Annotated in this window: 13 protein-coding genes and 1 pseudogene; 8 read left to right on the top strand and 6 right to left on the bottom strand. The window is 67.2% G+C overall.

Translation table 11 applies throughout. The features are described from left to right. The first annotated feature begins 34 nt into the window (after positions 1-34). Complete coding sequence (locus FG99_RS26315; protein WP_043273162.1) at positions 35-1,147, top strand: NADH:flavin oxidoreductase; 1,113 nt, start codon at positions 35-37, stop codon at positions 1,145-1,147. Positions 1,148-1,345: 198 nt separating this feature from the next. Further along, entirely contained in the window at positions 1,346-2,305 is a 960-nt protein-coding gene (locus tag FG99_RS26310) for a DegV family protein (protein ID WP_043273160.1), read from the top strand. Here the strand turns inward: FG99_RS26310 and FG99_RS26305 are convergent, their stop codons facing one another. Next, positions 2,306-3,508 carry a glycosyltransferase family 4 protein gene (locus tag FG99_RS26305; protein ID WP_043273158.1) on the bottom strand — a complete coding sequence of 401 codons (1,203 nt, stop codon included), beginning with the start codon at positions 3,506-3,508 and terminating at the stop codon, positions 2,306-2,308. Between the two features lie 175 nt (positions 3,509-3,683). Here FG99_RS26305 and FG99_RS26300 point away from each other — a divergent pair, with 175 nt between their 5' ends. Beyond that, positions 3,684-5,378, top strand: a complete 1,695-nt coding sequence (locus FG99_RS26300) for an acid phosphatase (protein WP_043273156.1) — start codon at positions 3,684-3,686, stop codon at positions 5,376-5,378. A gap of 39 nt (positions 5,379-5,417) precedes the next feature. Here the strand turns inward: FG99_RS26300 and FG99_RS26295 are convergent, their stop codons facing one another. After that, positions 5,418-8,021 carry an autotransporter outer membrane beta-barrel domain-containing protein gene (locus FG99_RS26295; protein ID WP_043273155.1) on the bottom strand — a complete coding sequence of 868 codons (2,604 nt, stop codon included), beginning with the start codon at positions 8,019-8,021 and terminating at the stop codon, positions 5,418-5,420. Positions 8,022-8,687: 666 nt separating this feature from the next. Here FG99_RS26295 and FG99_RS30900 point away from each other — a divergent pair. The 3 genes from FG99_RS30900 to FG99_RS26280 all read left to right on the top strand — a co-directional run bounded on the left by FG99_RS30900 (position 8,688) and on the right by FG99_RS26280 (position 14,705). Further along, positions 8,688-11,744, top strand: a complete 3,057-nt coding sequence (locus FG99_RS30900; RefSeq protein ID WP_177330924.1) for an autotransporter family protein — start codon at positions 8,688-8,690, stop codon at positions 11,742-11,744. 269 nt (positions 11,745-12,013) lie between these two features. Next, positions 12,014-13,114 carry a hypothetical protein gene (locus tag FG99_RS26285; RefSeq protein WP_064584238.1) on the top strand — a complete coding sequence of 367 codons (1,101 nt, stop codon included), beginning with the start codon at positions 12,014-12,016 and terminating at the stop codon, positions 13,112-13,114. A 97-nt stretch (positions 13,115-13,211) separates the two neighbouring features. Continuing rightward, positions 13,212-14,705 carry an ArnT family glycosyltransferase gene (locus FG99_RS26280; RefSeq protein WP_157763332.1) on the top strand — a complete coding sequence of 498 codons (1,494 nt, stop codon included), beginning with the start codon at positions 13,212-13,214 and terminating at the stop codon, positions 14,703-14,705. A 17-nt stretch (positions 14,706-14,722) separates the two neighbouring features. On the opposite strand, the pseudogene FG99_RS32275 reads toward FG99_RS26280, so the two are convergent. Further along, positions 14,723-14,919, bottom strand: a pseudogene (locus FG99_RS32275) (EI24 domain-containing protein); the annotation flags it as partial. Positions 14,920-15,093: 174 nt separating this feature from the next. Here FG99_RS32275 and FG99_RS26275 point away from each other — a divergent pair. Next, positions 15,094-15,678 (top strand): hypothetical protein, encoded by a 585-nt coding sequence (locus tag FG99_RS26275; protein ID WP_043273153.1) that lies wholly within the window; start codon positions 15,094-15,096, stop codon positions 15,676-15,678. 297 nt (positions 15,679-15,975) lie between these two features. Here FG99_RS26275 and cysZ read toward each other — a convergent pair whose 3' ends face one another. Together cysZ and FG99_RS26265 are read right to left on the bottom strand one after the other, a co-directional pair. Further along, positions 15,976-16,716, bottom strand: a complete 741-nt coding sequence (cysZ, locus tag FG99_RS26270; RefSeq protein ID WP_043273152.1) for a sulfate transporter CysZ — start codon at positions 16,714-16,716, stop codon at positions 15,976-15,978. Positions 16,717-16,802: 86 nt separating this feature from the next. Beyond that, a complete protein-coding gene (locus FG99_RS26265) occupies positions 16,803-18,743 on the bottom strand; it encodes a sensor domain-containing diguanylate cyclase (RefSeq protein WP_043273384.1) in 1,941 nt (646 codons plus the stop codon). 375 nt (positions 18,744-19,118) lie between these two features. Here FG99_RS26265 and trxB point away from each other — a divergent pair, with 375 nt between their 5' ends. Continuing rightward, positions 19,119-20,066, top strand: a complete 948-nt coding sequence (gene trxB / locus FG99_RS26260; protein WP_043273150.1) for a thioredoxin-disulfide reductase — start codon at positions 19,119-19,121, stop codon at positions 20,064-20,066. 950 nt (positions 20,067-21,016) lie between these two features. Here trxB and FG99_RS26255 read toward each other — a convergent pair. Further along, positions 21,017-21,355: a HopJ type III effector protein gene (locus FG99_RS26255; protein WP_009616043.1), complete on the bottom strand. Its 339-nt coding sequence runs from the start codon at positions 21,353-21,355 to the stop codon at positions 21,017-21,019. Between the last annotated feature and the right edge of the window lie 7 nt (positions 21,356-21,362).

The raw sequence follows: 21,362 nt of genomic DNA, 5'->3' as shown, positions 1-21,362 counted from the left end.
GGACGGGCCGCCCGGCCGCCCCTGGAGAACCTTCGTGAGCGCATCCGTAGAGAGCCTGTTCCAGCCCTTCCGCCTCGGCAACCTGGAGCTGCCGACCCGCGTGGTCATGGCCCCGATGACCCGCAACTTCAGCCCGGGCGGCGTGCCCCACGCCCAGGTGGTGGAGTATTACCGCCGCCGCGCCGCCGCCGGCGTCGGCCTGATCGTCACCGAAGGCACCACCGTCGGCCACAAGGCCGCCAACGGCTACCCGAACGTGCCGCGCTTCCATGGCGAGGACGCCCTGGCCGGCTGGAAGCAGGTGGTCGACGCGGTGCACGCCGAAGGCGGCAAGATCGTCCCGCAGCTGTGGCACGTGGGTTCCGTGCGCCGCCTGGGCGTGGAGCCGGACGCCAGCGTCCCCGGCTACGGCCCCAGCGGCAAGGTCAAGGACGGCCAGGTGCTGGTCCATGAAATGAGCAGGGAAGACATCCAGGACGTCATCGCCGCCTTCGCCCAGGCCGCCCGCGACGCCAAGGCCATCGGCATGGACGGCGTGGAGATCCACGGCGCCCACGGCTACCTGATCGACCAGTTCTTCTGGGACGGCAGCAACAAGCGCACCGACGAATACGGCGGCAGCCTGGCCAACCGCTCGCGCTTCGCCATCGAGCTGATCCGCGCCGTGCGCGAGGCGGTGGGCCCGGACTACCCGATCATCTTCCGCTTCTCGCAGTGGAAGCAGCAGGACTACGCCGCGCGCCTGGTGCAGACCCCGGAAGAACTGGCGGCGTTCCTCAAGCCGCTGTCCGAGGCCGGCGTGGACATCTTCCACTGCTCGACCCGCCGCTTCTGGATTCCCGAGTTCGAAGGCTCGGACCTCAACCTGGCCGGCTGGACGCGCCAGCTCACCGGCAAGCCGACCATCACCGTGGGCAACGTCGGCCTGGACGGCAGCGAGTTCCTGGCCTTCTTCGGCAAGACCGACGAAGTGGCCCAGCCTTCGGGCATCGAGGGCCTGCTGGAGCGCCTGGGCAAGCAGGAGTTCGACCTGGTGGCGGTGGGCCGCGCGCTGCTGGTGGACCCGGACTGGGCGTTGAAGGTGCGCGACGGCCGCCTGGCCGACATCAAGCCGTTCAGCCGCGATGCGCTGATGTCCCTGGCCTGATCGCCGCGGACTGACAAGACCGCCCGGGGCACTTCCCCGGGCGGTTTCTTTTGTCCTTTTCCTAAGGCCATTTCCGCCAAATTTACAAATCTTTTCCGAAGTAGGCCTTCCGATCTGCTGACTTGAAGGTCGGAAACAGGCATTGTAGGGCGGCTAACACACAACAATAGGCCGGCACACGGCCAAAGGAGCTAAGCCATGCGGATCGGCCTGGTGGTGGATGCGACCTGCGACCTGCCCCCCGAATTCCTCTCTGCCAACAACATCCGCGTCCTGCCCATCGGTATCCGGGTGGGCCAGCGGCGCATCATCGACGATCGAGACCCCGACACCACCCTGCGCTTCTACGCCGAGGAACTGCCCAAGGTCGCCCCGGAAGACGGCAGCGAGCCGCTGACCGCCGTGGAAACCCAGGCCTGGTTCCTGGAACAGCTGGTCACCGACTTCGACTACGTCATCTGCCTGACCGTCAGCAGCGCGCGCAGCCCGATCTTCGAGAACGCCACCCAGGCCTCCTTCGGCCTGCTGCAGAACTACCGCGAGAAACGCGCCGCGGCCGGCATCAACGGCCCCTTCGCGCTGCGCGTGGTGGACAGCCAGACGGTGTTCGCCGGCCTGGCGGTGCTGGCCGCCGAAGGCGCGCGCCTGCTCGGCGAGGACCAGCACCCCAACGCCATCCGCACGCGCCTGGAGCAGCTGAGCCAGCAGATGAACACCTTCCTGGTCGCCAACGACCTGGGCCACGTGCGTCGCCGCGGTTTCCAGAAGGGCGACCGCAGCAGCATCGGCGACCGCCTGCGCGGCGCCTTCCTCGGCATCGGCTCGATGCTCGACATGAAGCCGGTGCTGAGCCTGGTGCAGGGCGAGGACAAGCCGGTGTCGGTGTCGCCGAACTACGAGAAGTCCGCCGAGCGCCTGCTCAACTTCGCCCGCGCGCGGGTGGAGGCCGGCGAACTGCTGGCCCCGCACGTCGGCCTGAGCTACGCCGGCGACCCTTCGGCGCTGCGCGACCTGCCGGGCTTCGAGGCGCTGGAGCAGGCCTGCGGCGAGCGCGGCATCGCCATGCACCTGGGCATGCTCAGCCCGACCGGGGGCATCAACCTCGGCGCCGGGGCCATGAGCTTGTCGTTCGCCGCCGAGCCCAAGCCCTTCGCCTGATCACTTGCGCACGGTATCGGCGCCCAGCGCGCCGGTGCCGTTGGCCGGCGCCGGCAGCGGCTGGCGGATGGCCTCCAGCAGGTAGCCCTCGAAGCGTTCGACGATGCTCCGCCATTCCAGGCGCCCGGCGTGCCGGCGGGCGTTCAGGCGCACCCGGCGCAGGTGCTCGCGGTCTTCCAGCAACCAGCTGGCGGCATCGATGAAATCGGCCTCGTCGCCGGGTATCGCCAGCGCGCCGTCGTGGCCGTGGCGGATGTGCTGGGCCGCGGCGGCCTGGTCGTAGGCGACCACCGCCAGGCCCGAGGCCAGCGCTTCCAGCACCACGTTGCCGAAGGTTTCCGACAGGCTGGGGAAGAGGAACAGGTCGCCGCTGGCGTAGTGCCGGGCCAGTTCCTCGCCGCGTTGCAGGCCGCAGAAGATCGCATCCGGCAGTTCGCGGGCGAGCTGCGCGCGCTGCGGGCCGTCGCCGACGATCACCAGGCGCAGCTTCAGCTGCGGGTGGGCGGCGCGCAGTTGGTTGAAAGCGCGGCCGAGCAGGCCGAGGTTCTTCTCCGCGGCCAGGCGGCCGACGTGCAGCACGGCGATGTCCTGCTCGCCCAGGCCCCACTCGCGGCGCAAGGCATCGTCGCGGCGGCCGGGCTGGAACAGCTGGCCATCCACGCCGCGTGCCAACTGGGCGAGGTGGGCGAAGCCGCGGCGCTCCAGCTCCAGCGCCTGGCTGGCGCTGGGCACCAGGGTGCGCTGGGTGCGGTTGTGGAACCAGCGCAGGTAGGCCGTCACCAGGCGCGTCAGCGGGCCCAGGCCGTAGTGCGCGCTGTACTGCTGGAAATTGGTGTGGAAGCCGCTCAGCGCGGGAATCCGCAGGCGCCGCGCGGCGCGCAGGGCGGCCAGCCCGAGCGGGCCCTCGGTGGCGATGTAGAGCACGTCCGGGCGCAGCCGCCGCCAGTGCCGCAGCAGCTTGTGCAGGCACGACTGGCCCCATTGCAGGCCGGGGTAGCCGGGCAGCGGCCAGCCGCGGGTCAGCAGCAACTCGTCGTCGCTGTGGCGGCCGTCGTCGACGTGCTGCCGCGGGCGCACCACCTGCACCCGGTGGCCGAGCTGTAGCAGCCCGGCGGCGAGGCGCCCGAGGGTGTTGGCCACGCCGTTGATTTCCGGCGGGAAGGTTTCGCTGATCAGCGCGATGCGCAGGGGAGTCGTGCTCATGAACGGCAGTCTCCGCCCAGCCGGTGTAGCTCGTGTGACGCCCGGGTTGCACAAATGTGACGGGGGATTCAGGGGATTCTCGCAAGGCTTTTGGAAAGGCCTGTCATAGAGCCTTCGTCCGCCTGTCACATGGGACTGCTAGAGTGCCGCGATTTCCGACATGGGGGAGCCGTCGATGAGCGACAAGCGCGATCAGAATCCCGGGCAGGACGATGCCCAGCCACTGGCGGACGCCGGCCGCCGCCGCTTCCTCGGCGGCGCCGCGGCCCTGGGCGCCGGCGCCGCGCTGGCCGGCCTGGTGGGCGAGGGCACGGCGCAGGCTGCCGAAGCGGTGCGCGAGCTGAGCGGCACCGAGCTGGATCGGGCGCTGCGCGAGCAGGTGCAGAACATCGTGGTGATCTACGCCGAGAACCGCAGCTTCAACAACCTGTTCGGCGACTTCCCCGGCGTGGAGAAACCGCTGTCGTCGCTGCAGCCGGCCGACTACCAGCAGCGCGACCGCGACGGCCGCCTGCTGGACAAGCTGCCGCCGGTGTACGGCGGCGTGCTGCAGGTCGGCCAGACCCTGGAAGGCGTGAACTACGCCGAGGGCGTGCAGTACCAGCAGAACCTGGCCAACGCGCCCTTCGCGCTCAAGGGCCCGCAGGGCGAGGACCTGCCCCTGGGCCTGGTGACCCGCGACCTGTGGCACGTGTTCTACCAGAACCAGATGCAGATCAACGGCGGGCGCAACGATATGTTCGTCGCCTGGGCCGACTCCGGCGCGCTGCCCATGGGCTACTACGCGCAGAGCCCGTACAGCCTGCGCCTGTGGGACCTGGCCCGGGACTTCGTGCTGTGCGACAACTTCTTCCAGGGCGCCTTCGGCGGTTCCTTCCTCAACCACCAGTACCTGGTGGCGGCGACCCCCCCGGTGTACCCGGACGTGCAGAACTCGCCGGCCCGCACGCAGATCGCCCAACTGATGAGCGACAATCCCGCCGACCCGCGGCTGAAACCGCTGGACGACTCGCCCGCCAGCGTCGCTGGCGGCGCACCGAAGTTCGGCCCCAGCGCCCTGACCCCCGACGGCTACGGCGTGAACACCATGCTCCCGCCCTACTGGCCGACCGTGCAGCGCGACCCCGAGCGCCCGGACTACGCGCTGCCGGACCAACCCAACGTGATGGTGCCGCAGCGTCACGAACACATCGGCGACAAGCTGAGCAGGAAGGGCGTGGACTGGGCGTGGTACGCCGGCGCCTGGGAAGCCACCCTGGAGCAGTACAGGAACTCCGCCGGCATCCCGAAGATTCCCAACTTCCAGTACCACCACCAGCCGTTCAACTACTTCGTCCAGCAGGGCCCGGAACACCCGGAGGAACGCGCCAAACGCCTGCGCGACGGCGGCCTGGGCGACGACCCGTCGAGCAACCGCTTCTTCGCCGACGCCCGCGCCGGCAAGCTGCCGGCGGTGAGCTTCTACAAGCCCCAGGGCAACCTCAACATGCACGCCGGCTACGCCGACGTGGCCAGCGGCGACCGGCACATCGTGCGCGCGGTGAAGCACCTGATGGAAAGCCCGCAGTGGCAGAACATGGTGATCGTCATCACGGTGGACGAGAACGGCGGCTGGTGGGACCACGTGGCGCCGCCCAAGGGCGACCGCTGGGGCCCCGGCTCACGCATCCCGGCGCTGGTGGTCTCGCCCTTCGCCCGCCACGGCACGGTGGACCACACCGTCTACGACACCGGCTCGATCCTGCGCCTGATCACCCGGGTGTTCGACCTGGAGAAGCTCGACGGCCTGAAACTGCGCGACGACGCCATGCGCGCCCGCGGCCAGCAGCCCATGGGCGACCTGACCGCGGCGCTGCGTTTCGTCGGCTGAGAAAGCGCGCCCCGGCAGAGGCCGGGGCGCGGGCAGGGTTCAGAAGTCGATCTTCAGGCCGAGGGTGAAGGTCTGGTCGCGGTAGCCGTTGTCGCCGTGCTGGCGGGCTACCTCGCCCCATACGTTGACCCGGCTGTTGACCTTGCTGGTGGCGCCCAGCTTGACCTCAAGGATGTCGCTGGCGCCGTCCATCTCGAAGCGCGAGCTGCCCATCTTCGCGCCGAAGTCGTCCGAGTTGTGGATCCAGTTGGTTTCCAGGTAGGGCTCCACGGCGTAGCGCCTGGCGAAGCCGGCTTCGTCGTCGTTGCTGCGCAGCGCGGCGCGGGCGCCCAGGCGGGTCATGAGGTTGCCGTCGCCTTTGCCGGTGACGCGGGTGCCGTTGGCCTCGCGGTGGCTGTCGGCCTTGACGCCCATGTAGACCACCTGCGCCTGGGGCTGCAGGTAGACGCTGGCCTTCCCGGTCTGCGCCACGCGGAAGGTCTTGCCGGTCTCGATGGAGGCGGTGATGCCGTCGGAGTCGTAGTGCTCCTTGGCCAGTTGCTCGCCGCGCACCTCGTTGTCGAAGCGGTTGTACAGCACCCAGGTGTCGACGTAGGCGCCGTTCTCGTCCTCGCGGTCCTCGTACCAGGTGCCGTAGAGGCCCAGGCTGTAGCCGTCGATCTCGCCCTTGGCGCTGAAGCCGGTGATCCGCGAGCGGCTGCTGGAGTTGCCTTTGGCGTAGCCGCCCATGACCCCGAGCACCCAGTCGCCCTTGTCATTGCTGTAGCGCAGCAGGTCGCTGCCGAGCTGCAGTACGTAGCGGTTGCTTTCGGTCTTCAACTGCCCGGTGCTGTCGTTCCAGCGGCCGGCGCCGTCGACGTTACGCATCCACAGCATCGAGGTGCGGGCCTCGCCGGTATCCGGGTCGACGTAGGTCAGGTTGCCGGTGCGGTCGTGCAGGCGGTGCAGGAACAGCGTGTTGGCCGCCGCCAGGTTGGCGGTGTAGGCGCCGCCTTCCGGCTGGCGGACACGGTCCCTGTCGCCGGACGGCGGCGTTACCGGTGGTACCGGCGGTTGTTCGGGATCGGGGTCCGGCTGCGGCTCAGGCGTCGGACCGGGGCCGGGTTCCGGCTCGGGTTCCGGTTCCGGGTCGGGATCGACGGTGGGTTTGTAGGACGTGAGGTACCAGTCCTTCTCCGAACCGCTGGAGCCGACGAAGGTCCCGCCGCGGCGCAGCACGTATTCGTAGCCGCCCTCGGTGACCCGGTCGGAGCGGAACTCGCCCTCGGACAGGCCGGCAACCTCGATCATGCGGATGCCTTCCCAGGTCTCGGCGCCGACACCGGTGGTGTTGTTCACCGTGACCTGCGTCTGCCCGGAGGTGCTGCCCTTGACCAGCAACTGGTCGGTGGCCGAACCGTCGTCGCCCAGGTGGGTGTTCATGATCAGGCGGCCGCCGCCGCTGAAGTCACCGTCCACGGTAAGCGTCTTGTGGCTGTAGTCGGCGGCCTCGCCGCTGCGGGCGTACTCCAGGGTGGCGCCGCTGCCCAGCGCCAGGCTGCTGAGGTTGGAGTCGGCGGTCATGACCCAGCTGCTGGCGCCGTCCAGGGCCAGGTGCACCTGGCCGTCGCTGGCGGTGGCGGTGCTGCCGTTGAAGTAGGAGCCGGCGGCCATCTTCAGGTCGATGACGCCGCCCTGGTCGGCCAGCAGCGCGGCACCCAGGCGGCCGGACTGGTCGGCCGCGGCGCTGCTGTCCAACCGGTAGACGGCGGCGCCGTCGCTGCTGCTGATGTGCGAGCCGGCGCCGCTGGCGTAGAGGGCGCGGTTGCCGTCGGTCACCGTCACCTGGGTGTCGCCGCCCAGGTTGACCTGGCCGCCGCGCGGGCCATTGGCGTCGCTCAGGGTCTGGGCATAGATGCCGTAGGCGTTGGTCTTCTCCGTGGTGATGCGGGTGTCGCCGAGGTTGATCACGCCGCCGCGGTTGGCGTAGACGGCGTGGGCCGAGTTGCCCTTGGTGAGGATCACGCTGCCATCGCCGAGGGTGACTTCGGCGTCGCCCTTGTAGGTGGTGTTGCTAAGGTCGCGGTTCCCGGCGTAGACGGCGTAGCCGGTGCCGTCGAGCCAGTTGCCGCCGCCGCCGGCGGTGGTGATGTGCGCGTTCTTGCCGAGCACGATCTGGTTCTTGCCGCCGTTCTTCGAGGTGTTGGCACGGACGCCCATGCCGCCGCCCTCGGCGCTGATGGAGGCGTTGTCGCCGATGCTGACCGTCGAATTGACCGCGTTCTCGGTGACGTTGATGCCGTCGGCCGAGGAGCCCGTGGTGACGACGCTGAACGTCTCGATACGGATGTTGTTGGTGCCGTTGTTGGCCTGGATGGCGTCCGCCTTGCTGCCGCTGGTGGTGATCGCCACGTTGTTCAGGTTGTAGGTCGAACCGTTGCCGTAGATGCCGAAGCCCGCCAGCGGCGAGGTGCCGCCGGTGGCGGTGGTGTTGATCACGATGTTGTCGTAACCGTTCGGGTTGCCGTAGTACAGGGGCACGTCGCAGGTCAGCGTGCTGCTGGCAGAGTCGCCACTGCAAGCGGCGCTGGCCGCCTGCGTGGACAAAGTCAGGGCCGTGGCCAGGGCGATGTGAAGCGCCAGGGCCGTCTTCTGGAAACGCATGATTCACCTCCTTGCACCGCCGTTTCGTGGAAGGGCGGGGCGTGAGCCAACGGGCGTGAGGGCACGAGGGGAAACTGCGCGGCAGACGCGGGCTGCCGATGCCGATCCGCGGTCGTTGGACGATGTGGCCTGGCCTCGCCAGGCGCTGGTGGATGCGCGGCTGGGCCGCGCCGCTCCGGTGCCTTCACGGCATCGGGGTGCGGGGACATTCTTGGGGGCGGGAGGAGGGGAATCGCTTGATATAGGTCAGGCGGTTTTTTTGACTATTCGCCTTGATGTAGGAATTTTCGTATTTTTTTGATGGTTGTCAGATTTATGGCGTCAGAAAATATTCAGTGACAATTGCCTCCCGCAATGCCGCTTCCCACAACGCCTTCAGGGGAGGTGGCGATAAGCCATGCAGGCTGTGGCCGAGCTGAAAATCGCGATCTTGATGGTCTCCGTCACGCCAGGAGGGGCGACCGACGCTTTCTGAAACGCTCCCGGCGTCTACGCTTTCCGAGTGCATTTGACTATGGAGGGCAGTTCCGTGGCGTTCAGGATTCCGTTGTTGACCTGTGCCTTGATTTCGTTTTCGGGGACGCTGTCGGCCCAGACCATCACCTGGACCGGGGCGCCAATGACGGGGGAAACTGGAATACCCCCGGCAACTGGGACCTCGGCGTGGTGCCGGGCGCCGCGGACGACGCGCATATCTTCGGCATCCCCGGTTCGCAGCTCGCCACCGCCACCGACATCACCATCGACGCCGGCTCGCTGGAGCTGACCGGCCGCGCCGGCCTGAACCTCAATGGCGCGGCCTCGGCCGGCGGCGGTAGCTACAGTCTCGAGGGGACAACGCCGGCCGCGCCGGGCAACCCCTACAACGCCATGCATTTCGCCGGTTCGTCCACGGCGGCGAACGCCACCATCACCGTCGTCGGCAATACTCCGGGCGACCTGTTCAGCGGTTCGCTGGTGCAGTTCGTCGAGAATTCGACGGCAGGCAACGCCAACCTGTCGGTCGAGGGCGAGGGCCAGATCAACTTCGCCGGCGCCTCCAGCGCCGGCAGCGCGACCATCGTCAACGACGACCGCGGCCTGACCTCCTTCACCCAGACGTCGAGCGCCGGTTCGGCAACCATCACCAACAACGCCGGCGGCGTGACTTCGTTCAGCGGCTCGTCCAGCGCCGCTGGCGCAACCCTGGTCAACAACGCCGGCGGCGTGGTGAACCTGGCCAGCGGCATGGCGCTGTCCATTGGCTCGCTGAGCGGCGCGGGCTCGGTCTACCTGTCCAATTCGGCGCTGACGCTGGGGGCGCTGAACCGCGACGACGTCATTTCAGGCGTCATCCAGGACGGCACCTCGGCGGCCATCAACGCCTACCGCCAATACCTCGGCCAGCAGCCCACCAACAGGACCGGAGGAAGCCTGGTCAAGGCCGGCACGGGCACCCTCGTGCTCACCGGCGACAACACCTATACCGGCGGCACAACGATCTCCGCCGGCACCCTGCAACTGGGCGACGGCGGCACTTCGGGCTCCATCGTCGGCAACGTGCAGGACGACGCCCGGCTGGTGGTCAATCGCTCGGACAGCCTGACGCTCGCCGGCGACATTTCCGGCACGGGGACGCTGGAGCAGGTGGGCGCCGGCACCACTGTCCTCACCGGCAACAACAGCTATGCCGGCGGCACCACGATTTCCGCCGGCACCCTGCAGCTGGGCGATGGCGGCACCTCGGGCTCCATCGTCGGCAACGTGCAGGACGACGCCCGGCTGGTGGTCAATCGCTCGGACAGCCTGACGCTCGCCGGCGACATTTCCGGCACGGGGACGCTGGAGCAGGTCGGCGCCGGCACCACCGCCCTCACCGGCAACAACAGCTATGCCGGGGGCACCACGATTTCCGCCGGCACCCTGCAGCTGGGCGACGGCGGCACCTCCGGGTCGATCGTGGGCGACGTGCTGAACGACGCCACGCTGGCATTCAATCGCGCCGACACCTTGACCTTCGACGGCAGCATCTCGGGGACCGGCGCGGTCAACCAGATCGGCACCGGCACCACCCTGTTGACCGGCGACAATCCCTACAGTGGCGCCACCACCGTCAGCAGCGGCACCTTACTGGTGGGCGATGCGGCCCATGCGTCCGCGGCCCTCAGCGGCGGGGGCGCCGTGCAGGTGGCGGCCGGCGCGACCCTGGGCGGCTATGGCAACGTGCAAGGCCCGGTGAGCAATGCCGGGACCCTGGCGGTGGCCGACGCGGCCTTGCCGGGGCAGGGTACGGGCGCCTTCGTCATCGGCGGCGCATTGAGCAACGCCGGGCTGGTGCAGCTCGCCGGCACCGGCGTGGGCAACAAGCTGACGGTGGGGAGCTACGCCGGCCAGGGCGGCCGGATCAACCTGAACACCGTGCTCGGCGGCGACGCCTCGCCCACGGACCAGCTCGTCATCGACGGTGGCAGCGCCAGCGGGCAGACCAGCCTCCAGGTCACCAACGTCGGCGGCCTCGGCGCCGCCACGCCGGGCAACGGCATTCTCCTGGTCAACGCGGTGAACGGCGCCACCAGCGAGGCCTCGGCGTTTTCCCTGGGCAACTCGCTGGAGGCCGGGCCCTATCGCTACAGCCTGTACCGCGGCTCGCGCGACGACTCCGCGCCGGACTCCTGGTTCCTGCGCTCGCAACGCGAGGACGACAGCGCCACGCCGCCGCCGACGAGCGGCCCCGTCACGCCCACCACGCCCGACTATCGTCCGGAAACCTCGTTGTACGCGGCCATCCCGTCCCTGGGTCTGACCTATGCCCAGGCCATGGTCGACAGCCTGCACGAGCGCGTCGGCGAGGAGAACCGCAGCCTGGAGGGCACCCTTCAGCAACGGCCAGCGGGCGACGGCCCGCTGGGCTGGGGGCGGATGATCTACCGCAACGGCCAACAGGATCGCGAGCACTACGGCCAGTACGGCGAGATGCCCAAGTACGACTACCAGATCAGCGCCTTCCAGGTCGGCCTCGACCTGTTCCAGCGCCAGATGGACGATGGCAGCAGCGACCGGGCGGGCCTGTCCCTGGCCTTCGGCAACATCAAGGGCGATGTCGACCACTACGACCGCCGCGACGCTGGCGACGACACCCTGCGCGGCTACAGCCTGGGCGGCTACTGGACGCACTTCGGCGCCAGCGGCTGGTACCTGGATGGCGTGCTGCAATACACCTACATAGACATCGACGCCAACTCCAGGCAGACCTACGACCTGGACAGCCATGGCCAGGCCTACACCGCCTCGCTGGAGGGCGGCTACCCGTTCGAGGTCGGTCGGGACCTGTACGTCGAGCCGCAGCTGCAGGCGACCTACACCCGCCTCGACCTGAGCGACAGCCGCGACAGCGCCGCCAGCGTGCGCTTCGACGACAGCGAGTCGCTGGTGACCCGCGCCGGCGTGCGCCTGGCCAAGGACTGGCTGCCCCCGGCGGGCCAGTCCAGCCGCCGCGTCAGCCTGTGGCTGCGCCCCAGCGTGCTGCATGACTTCCAGGGCGAATCGAAGACGCTCTTCTCCTCGGCCGATGGCGACGTGCCGTTCAAGTCCGACATCGGCGGCAGCAGCGGCGAACTGACCTTCGGGGTGGACGTGCAGGCCGACAAGCGCACCAGCTTCTTCGCCACCGGCGGCTACCAGCAGGCCTTCGACGGCGACGCCCACGGCTACAGCGGCAACCTGGGGTTCAGGGTGTTGTTCTGACAGGGCCTGGAGCCGGCAGCTGGTGAACGTCACTCCACCGGCGCTTGCCCCTGCCCAGGTCCCCCCGAACAGTGCTGCCCCGACTGACGACGGACCTGCATTCATCTTTGACGGCATTCCCAGCAGGCCAATGCCTTCCGCCCGTTCGCTCTCCGTACCTCCGTGTATCCATTCCGGCATCTGCATGGCACAAAGCCATTACTTTTGCGTACAATGCGGACGTAGGAAATGAAGTATTTCAGAGTGCGAAATCGTGACAAGAAGTCTCCATGCGCGTTGATAAACAGCTGATTTACCTACTCTATGGGGATCGCAAACTCTACGAGTTCGAAGCGAAGTTCAGCATTCTCACCGCGTTGGCCAGGAGGCGGTCTGATAGTGGCCCGGTGATCAGGGTGCTCACCGAACGGCCTGCGGCATTCGATGGCTGGCCGGTCGAGGTAGTGAAACTCGATGCCGCGACATTGCAGGCATGGACCGGGCCTTCCGGCTACAACCACAGGCGCAAGGCCTGTGCCATAGCGGCGGCTGCGCAGTGGGCGGATAAGACCGTTTTCATCGACACGGACACCTTCTTCCTCTGCGATCCAGATGCTCTGTTCGAAAAGGTCGGCCCGCAGCGCTACCTGGTGGATACCTTCGAGTGGACCTGGAAGGACGCGCTGCGTCGTCCGGACTATGCGATGTTCACGGCCGGCATCGTCGAGTCCGGGCAGCAGCCCGGCGACGCTTTCCGTTTCTACAACAGCGGGCTCTGCGGACTGTCCCGCGATGATGCCCATCTGATGGAGCGGGTCATCCAACGCATCGACGACTGGTCCCGCTTCACGAGCGGCCTGCACACGATCGAGCAGATCGCTTTGTCGTTCGAGCTGGACGGTCGCCAGGTCAGCGAGGGGCGTGGGCAGATCGAGCACTATTTCGCGCACAAGGAATACTTCCACGCGATGCTCGGTGTCTTCTTCGAGCGGTATGGCGAAGCCTTCGATCCCGCCCTCCTGACGTTGTGCGAGGAGGTTCCCCGGGAACGGCCGATGCCGTCTCCATTCGAACGCCTGCGCATCAAATGGCGCCTGAAAGGGGTGAGTCCGGCGCTGAAGAAAGCCGCTCGGAAGCTCCTGTATGGCAGTGCGATGCAGGGCGACGATTATGTGCGTGCCTGCAAGTGGGCTTGGTGGAGCGCGGCGATTTCCGATCTGCGCGAGGTGGGGTTGTTCGACCTCACAGGCGCCTGGCCCCAGGAGGTGCCAAGCCCCGGCGGGATCACCGAACTGGAGTTCAGGATGTTTGCCCAGCGCTTCCTGCCGACCGACCAGACTCCGTTGAGCCGGCAGCCCGCGAGGGCTATCGCGGAACTGATCGGTTCCTGACCCGCAGATGGGCCGACATCGGCTGCCCCACCCTTGGGCGCTGGACAAGGGCTGCCCGCTGGACACGTAAGTTCTCAGGTATTCAACGACAATGAATGTGGCTCTGACCGACAGGCTACGAAAGCGCAACATCGAATGGACCGCGAAATTGCTCGAGGGCAAATCACTGCTCGTCGTTGTCTTCGTCGGTAGCCTGCTGCTGTCGGGGATCGCCTTGATCTTCGACCCGGTGATCGCCCGGGACGCATCGTTGTACCTCGACATCGCCCGGATCACCGCGCAATCCGGCATTACCGCGGCGCGTGGCCAATTCGACTGGCCCTGGTTCCCGATTCTCCTGGGGTTGCTCCAGCGTTTTTCGGGCCTTGGGCTCGAGCCACTGGCCCATCTGCTCTGTGAAACGTTCAGCGCGCTGACCTGCGTCCTGGTGGTCGACGTGCTACGCCGCATCAGACCCCGGCATGCCGCCTGGGCGGCTCTGGCGGTGCTCTGCCTGCCGGCGTTCAATGGCTATCGGGCGGACATCCTTCGTGAGAACGGCTTCTGGTGCTTTGCGTTCCTGTCCCTCTGGGCGCTGGTGCGCTGGGACCAAGGCCGGCAGCCGCGCCTATTGCTGCTGAATCTGCTGGCCATTGCCATGGCCTGTCTTTTCCGCCTGGAGGCCGTTTTCCTGTTGGGGGGCCTTGTGCTCTTCGTCGCATTGCGCTTGCAGCGTACGGCGCTGGGCAAAGGGAGCGTCCTGCTCGCGATCGCACTGCTCTTCGCCGGCCTTGGGGCGGCACTGGTGATGGCATTGCATGCGGGCCTGCTGCCAGGCGGCAGGATCACCTACTACGTGCTGCGCCTGGATCTCGGTAGCCTGTCCGGAGGGTTCGCCGCTTTCGCCGCGCAGGTTGCCGATGCGATGCCGTTCAAGTACGCCCGCGACGATGCCGGCCTGATCCTTGGCTTGGGCGTCGCCGGTTATTTTCTGTTGCGCGTGGCGGGCTGCATGGGGCTGCTGCTCGTGCCGTTCTGTTTCGGTACGCGCAGTCTCGCTGGAGCACGCTCTCGGCCCTGGCTGGCCCTGGACCTGGCGGCATTGCTGTATGCCGCGGTATTGCTGCTGTTCCTCTACAGCAACCTGTTCCTTTCCCAGCGCTACATCGCTTTGCTCGAACTGTTGCTGCTGCCGCGCATCGTCGAGGGCCTGCAGGTCATCTCGGGTCGCTGGCCCAGGTTGTCCGGCGTCCTGGTCGTACTCATGCTCGTGCAGGCGTTGGCCAACGTCGTATCCACTTCTTCACCCAAGACGCAACTGCGCGATGCCGGGCACTGGGTGGGCGAGCACCTGCAAGCCTCGGATGGGGTCTATACCGAGGACAAGCGCGTGAAGTTCTATGCGGGCTGGAATGTGGGGCCGGAGCAACTGACCCGGGCCGAAGCGCTTGCCCGGCGAGGAGACGGGGCGTTCCGTTACTTCGTCCTGGACCTCAAGCGCCACCCGGATGAGCAGATCGCCGCCCTGGCCGGCCAGGGCCTGACCCTGGTCGCCCGGTTCCACAACGCCTCGGGCGACGCCTGCGGCGTGTTCCGCCGCGATCCTCCCTGAGGCCTGGATGGGGACGACTATCGCGTCGCCAGCGCCTTGTCGCCGTCCTCGCGCACCCAGAACAGCACTGCGCCGGCCATGGCGGTGGGCATGGCGACCAGGTTGACCAGCGGAATCAGCAGCGCCAGGTAGGTCACGCCGCCGAAGCCCATGCAGCCCGGCGCTTGCTGCGCAGCCAGGCGAGCATTTCGTTCCAGCCCGGTTTGTGGTTATCGGGGGCGGCGACATTCAATGTCGGGTGAGCGACGCGCCTGAATATCGAGAAATTAGCGGATCTCACTCCTGGCGGCGCTATTATGCTGTGCCACTAGCCAGTACCGGTGGGGCAACGCTACCCAACCTGTCCCAAGGCTACGGATGCCATATCTGATTTCGCCAAGGAATGCTGATGCTCTCGCTCCGACTGTTGTGCCTGCTCACCTGTGTCGCTCTCACCGCTTGCTCGATCCCCTACAAGACCCCCGATGCCCAAGCCCGGATCGAACATGACCTGAACATCGCCCACGGCGATATCGTCAGCATGGCCGAAACCAACTTCTGCGCATTCAACTATGGCCAGGAAGCTTTCTGTCGCGCCGAAATCGGGCTGGGCGTTTTGACCCATAAAGGGCTGATCCTTGCCACCTACAGCTTCGGCCAGTACAAGACTTGGCTGACCCTACGCCCCGATGACGTGCTCTGTGGCAGGACTGACACCGCGCGGGACGCCCCTGAATCGTTCGTGATGTTCACCCGCAACTATGCTGCGATGATCATCCCGCTTGATGACAAAGGCCAGTTCAACGGGCCGATGCACGGACAGATCAATGATTACCTGCTATCGAAGGGGCAACCGCTGTTGATTGGCAACGCGGGCGCCTTCACGCGACCCAGCGAACGGAACAAAGTGATTGCGGGAATGATCCCGGGAACGAATCTGCCATACGCGACCGAGGTTGGGTTCCGCGAGGCGTATAACCCCTGCCAACAGTGACGCTGGGGCCATCTGGACATGTTTGCCGGAGTAGCTCCCCTATCTGGTGCGGGCAGTTGTGAACACTATCTTGGTCCCCTGGGGGCGCGGGTTCGCATTGGGCGGGGTCTCCCGGCTTTGCCTGGGATGGGGCGGAGGTCTTCCGGGATGGCTCGCCTGAGGTAGTAGATGCCCTAGTCCGAATGCCGGAACGGCTGAGCGATGAGGGCCATGTTCTGTACCTGCCTTCTGCATCAATCAGCAGGAATCCGGCTGCTTATGGCTCAACCGTCAGGCATCCAGAGCGAGGACGCCGGTCTACTTCACCAGCGCCTTGTCGCCGTCCTCGCGCACCCAGAACAGCACCGCGCCGGCCACGGCGGCGGGCATGGCGACCAGGTTGACCACGGGGATCAGCAGGGCGAGGTAGGTGATGCCACCGAAACCCATGCAGGCCCAGCGCTTGCTGCGCAGCCAGGCGAGCATCTCGTTCCAGCCCAACTTGTGGTTGTCGGCCGGGTAGTCGATGTACTGCACGGCCATCATCCACACGCCGAACACCAGCCACAGCGGGGCGGCGATGATGTTCAGGCCGGGGATCAGGCTGAGGACGAACAGGGCGATGGCCCGCGGCAGGAAGTAGCCGAGCTTGCGCAGTTCGCGGGCGACGGTGCGCGGCACCATGGCGGCCAGTTCGGCCCAGCTGAAGGCCGGGAAGTCGTCCTGGCCGCGCACCACCACTTCGACCTTCTCGGCGAGGAAGCCGTTGAACGGCGAGGCGATCAGGTTGGCCACCAGCGTGAAGCTGAAGAACAGGATCAGCAGCACCAGCAGGACGAACAGCGGCCAGAGGATGTACTGCAGGAAGTCCAGCCACTGCGGCAGGCTGGGCATCAGCCAGTCGACCCAGTGGCTGAACTGGTTCACCGCGAAGCCGATCAGGCCGACGAACAGCAGCAGGTTGACCGTCAGGGGCAGCAGCACGAACAGGCGCAGCCCCGGGCGCATCATGAGTTTCAGGCCTTCGCCGAGGTATTGCGGGCCGCTCAGGGTGGGCATGGAACATCTCCGTAGGAAACCAGCTTGCGACCTTAGCAGGGCCGGCGCGGGGCCGCGAGCCGTCTGTTTTGCCTGTTGTGTGGAGTTCAGGCGCGGTAGCGGCTGTAGTGGTTGCGCTGCTGCTTGGCGCGGTACATGGCGCTGTCGGCGGCCTGGAGCAGGCCGTCGGTGTCGCCGGCGTCGGCCGGGTAGAGGGCGATGCCGATGCTGGCGGAGAGGAATTCCAGGCGCTGCTCGCCGGCGTGGTAGTCCTGGTTGAGGCAGGCCAGCAGGCGCCCGGCCAGGGCTTCGGCGGTGCTGCAGTCGACGCCTTCGAGGATCACGGCGAACTCGTCGCCGCCCAGGCGGAAGGCCATGTCCGGCTGGCGCAGGTTGTTGCGCAGGCGCTCGCCCACGGCGACCAGCACGGCGTCGCCGGCGGCGTGGCCGTAGCGGTCGTTGACCGGCTTGAAGTGGTCCAGGTCGATGTACAGCAGGGCCAGGCCGGTGCCTTCGGCGCAGCGCTGCAGGGCCAGGGGCAGCTGTTCGCCAAAGGCCTTGCGGTTGCCCAGGCCGGTCAGCGCGTCGCGGTAGGCGAGGTCCAGCAGGCGCTGCTGGTAGGCCACCTGCAGGCTGATGTCGCGGAGGATGCCGCGGAAACCGCAGAACTGCCCGTGGGCGTCGACGATCGGCGAGACCTTCGTCTCGAAGACCATGCGCTGGCCGTCGCGGCGCTTGAAGGGCGCGGCGAAGGTGGTTTCCTGCTCGCCGTCACGCACCTGCTGGTAGAGCCCGCGGGCGCGCGCCACGTCCTGTTCGTCGAGCAGCTCCCGGTAGGAGTGGCCTTCCACTTCCTCGGCGGCGTAGCCGAGCAGGCGGCAGAAGGCGGCGTTCACCGTGAGCACCACGCCGCTGTCGTCCATTTCGAAATAGCCGTCGCGGATGCTGTCGAGGATGGCGCGGTCGCGGGCCTCGCTGCGTTCCAGGCGTTCGAGCATCTGGTTGACTTCGCAGGCCAACTGGCCGACTTCGTCGCGGCCCATGTCGGCCAGGCGGGCGGGGCCAGCGGTGTCGGCACCGATGTTCGCCACCCCGCGGTTGAGCCGCTGCACGCGGCGGATCACCCAGAACTCCAGGACCAGGTAGGCCAGCAGCAGGCCGGCGAGGGTGATCAGCAAGGTCATGCCGAGGAACAGGCGGATGGCCTCCTGGCCCTGGCGGTAGGCGACCCGCGACTTGTTGATGGCCAGGCTGAACTGCGGCGCGTCGGCGGAATCGAGGAACAGCAGGGTGGCCTGCTGGGTGTCGGCGTCCAGCACCCGCCGCGGGCTCAGCAACGCGCCGCCGTTGCGCCCCGGCACGTGCAGGGCGCGCCAGCCGTCGCCGGGCGTCACCCCGGGTTGCACCTGCAGGCGCGCGTCCATCTGTTCCTGCAGGGCGTTCACCCGGCGCTGGTCGAGCAGGTAGCCGGCAACGATGGCGCCGACCGGTTCGGCCTGGCCCAGGTTGTCGCTGATCGGCTGGCTGAGCAGCAGCAGCGGGGTGCCGTCCACCAGCAGCCATTGCGCCAGGCTGCGCGACGGGTCGCCCTGCAGGTCCAGCACGCCCAGGTCCAGGGCGCTGCGCAGCAGGGCCTGGCGCAGCCGCTCGGGGCTGGGCGCGCCGGTTATCGCCTGGGGCGCGGCGAGCCGCGCCTCCTCCCAGCGCTGGGCGACGACGCGGCCCTGGCGGTCGAGGTAGAGCGCGAAGTCGAAGCCCAGGTTGCCGAGCATGTCGATGTCCAGGTTCTCCCGCACGAACCCCGGCGTGGGGTGCGCCACGAAGCGGTAGCTGGCATCCCACCAGGCATAGCTGCGCAGCAGGTCCAGGTGGCGCTTCTTCTCGAAGGCCAGGCGGTTGTCGAGCACGCGCACCTCGTCGTACAGGCGCTGGCGGTCGTTGCGGTCGAAGCGTGCGAGGAGGATGTGTTCCGACAGCTGCCAGATGCCCAGCAGGATGAGGGCGAGCAGCGGCAGGAACAGCAGGAGCAGGCGGTTTCTCAGGGTCATGCCGGGCACGCAGGTGGCGGGTGGAGAGGGGCGGACCTCCTGAGTCTAGTTGGCCCGCCGCGGGAGATAGGGGGGCTCTATCAGAGGCATTGAGATTGGGCATTTCGCCTGGGCCCGCGCGGGCTATACGCTGCGCGGCAATCTCCAGTCGCGAACTGACCGGCCGGCGAAGCGGGATGTCCCTGACTTATCTCAAGGTGGTATTGGGAAACGTCTGACAGACTTCAGGCCGTGGATGACTCCACGGCAGCGCCGCCCGCTCCTGACGGCCCTGTCTTCCTCGCGATCTGTGCGTTTAGCGGGAGCTGCCGCTCCTCCCAGCCTTCCCCCAGGTACCTTGGCAGCTCCCTTTTCTTGTTCGACGAGGAGTCAGTCATGCCTGAAGTTCGTCACGCCCGCGTCATCATCCTGGGCTCCGGCCCCGCCGGTTACTCGGCCGCCGTCTATGCCGCCCGCGCCAACCTCAGGCCGCTGCTGATCACCGGCCTGCAGGCCGGCGGCCAACTGACCACCACCACCGAGGTGGACAACTGGCCCGGCGACCCCCACGGACTCACCGGGCCCGCGCTGATGCAGCGCATGCAGGAGCACGCCGAGCGCTTCGAGACCGAGATCGTCTTCGACCACATCAACGCCGTGGACCTGGCCGGCAAGCCGTTCGTGCTCAAGGGCGACAGCGGCACCTACACGGCCGATGCGCTGATCATCGCCACCGGCGCCAGCGCCCGCTACCTGGGCCTGCCCTCGGAAGAAGCGTTCATGGGCAAGGGCGTTTCCGCCTGCGCCACCTGCGACGGCTTCTTCTACCGCAACCGCGAAGTGGCGGTGGTCGGTGGCGGCAACACGGCGGTGGAAGAGGCGCTGTACCTGGCCAACATCGCCAGCAAGGTGACCCTGGTGCACCGCCGCGAGACCTTCCGCGCCGAGAAGATTCTGCAGGACAAGCTGCGCGCCCGTATAGCCGAGGGGAAAATCGCCCTGAAGCTGAACGCCCGGGTGGAAGAGGTGCTGGGTGACGACATGGGCGTCACCGGCGTGCGTCTGCGCAACAACGATGGCAGCGCCGAGGAATTGAAGGTGGACGGGCTGTTCGTGGCCATCGGGCACACGCCGAACACCTCGCTGTTCGAGCATCAGCTGCAACTGAAGGACGGCTACCTGGTGGTCAACGGCGGCCGTGATGGCAACGCTACCGCTACCAGCATCCCCGGCGTGTTCGCCGCGGGTGACGTGGCCGACCACGTCTATCGCCAGGCCATCACCTCGGCCGGCGCCGGTTGCATGGCGGCGCTGGACGTGGAGCGCTACCTGGATTCGTTGTAACGGCCCCAAGAGCCGGCGTGCAGGACGGAGCCCCGCTGGTCGGGGCTTTTTCCTTTTTGGGAGGAGGATACCCGAGCTTTCCTGGAACTGTAGGAGCAACTGTCTTGCCGGCTGCACCGAGGTGCTCTTCGTAGGATGGGTTGAGCCTGCGAAACCCATGCGGTGGCGGTGATGGGTATCGCTTCGCTCAACCCATCCTACGAAAAGCGTTTCGGCACAGACCGTTGACCAATGAGCCCCAGGCCCTCCAGCCCCCAAGAAAAAGCCCCGCATCAGCGTAATGCTGTTCACTTAAGAAAGGATGCCGTTTCTCTGCCTGGGGGAAACGGTATTTTCATATGGCTGGGGCTATGGCTTGGCTTGCGAACGCGGAAACCCAGTTGCCTTGGCTTGGGTGTTTCTGCGCCGCACCGAGTCTGCCCGACCGTCTTGTTTCGCCCCCTCGGGCGAGTCCCTTTTGTCAAACGCCACAAAAGGAACCAAAAAGGCTTGCCCCGACATACGGGCCCGATGGAGCCGGGCTACCCTCGCGAATTCCCCCGCCACGGAGGCCCGCCCCGAGGGTACGTCCCTGTAGCCCATCGGGGCTCTCGCGACATCCATGTCGCATGACCTCCTGAGCGCCGGTTTCGTTCGGCCTGCTGAAGGGGCGTTTCGGTGCGCTCGGGTATTTCTCTGGAAGTCCAAAAGCCAGAGCGAATGCGCTTTGGCTTTTCGTAGGAGCGCGCTTGCTCGCGAACCCAGGGTTCGCGTTCTCGGGAATGACGGGAGGAGGTAGGCGTTCCGGGATGACGCCGAACTCCCCGCACGCTCCGAACAGCCCCCTCTCCCTTTGGGAGAGGGCTGGGGTGAGGGAGCGAAGCCAGGCTGGCGCACCTTCGCTGAACCACCACATATCGCTTAAGTGAACAGCATTACCGCATCAGCGGGGCTTTTCTGTATCCGAGGCCTCAACCGCGCCGTGACAACGGCTGGCGTTCGAAGCGCACGCCGGCCAGGCCGGTATTCTGCAACGCCCGGATATTGGCGTGATCAGTACCCTCGGGCGTATCACGCACCGCGCGGTAATGCTCACCGAAGGCCAGCAGGGTTTCCTCCAGGCTCAGACCCTCGAGGATGGCGAAGCCGAGCGTCTTGCAGGACCCCTCGTTCTGCCCGGCCGGGTTCTCCACCGGGCCGTTGCTGAAGGCGCTGGGGCTGTAGCTGTAGTGCTCGGCGATGAACGCCAGGGTATCGGTGAACAGGTGCTGCTCGCTGCGCAGGCGCGCGCGGAAATCGGTGAGGGTCATCAAGGCG

The sequence above is a fragment of the Pseudomonas sp. AAC genome (genome assembly GCF_000725445.1).
In the GTDB taxonomy this organism is placed as follows: domain Bacteria; phylum Pseudomonadota; class Gammaproteobacteria; order Pseudomonadales; family Pseudomonadaceae; genus Pseudomonas; species Pseudomonas citronellolis.
Note: the sequence above shows the minus strand (reverse complement) of the source record. Positions and strands in the feature narration are given on the sequence as shown.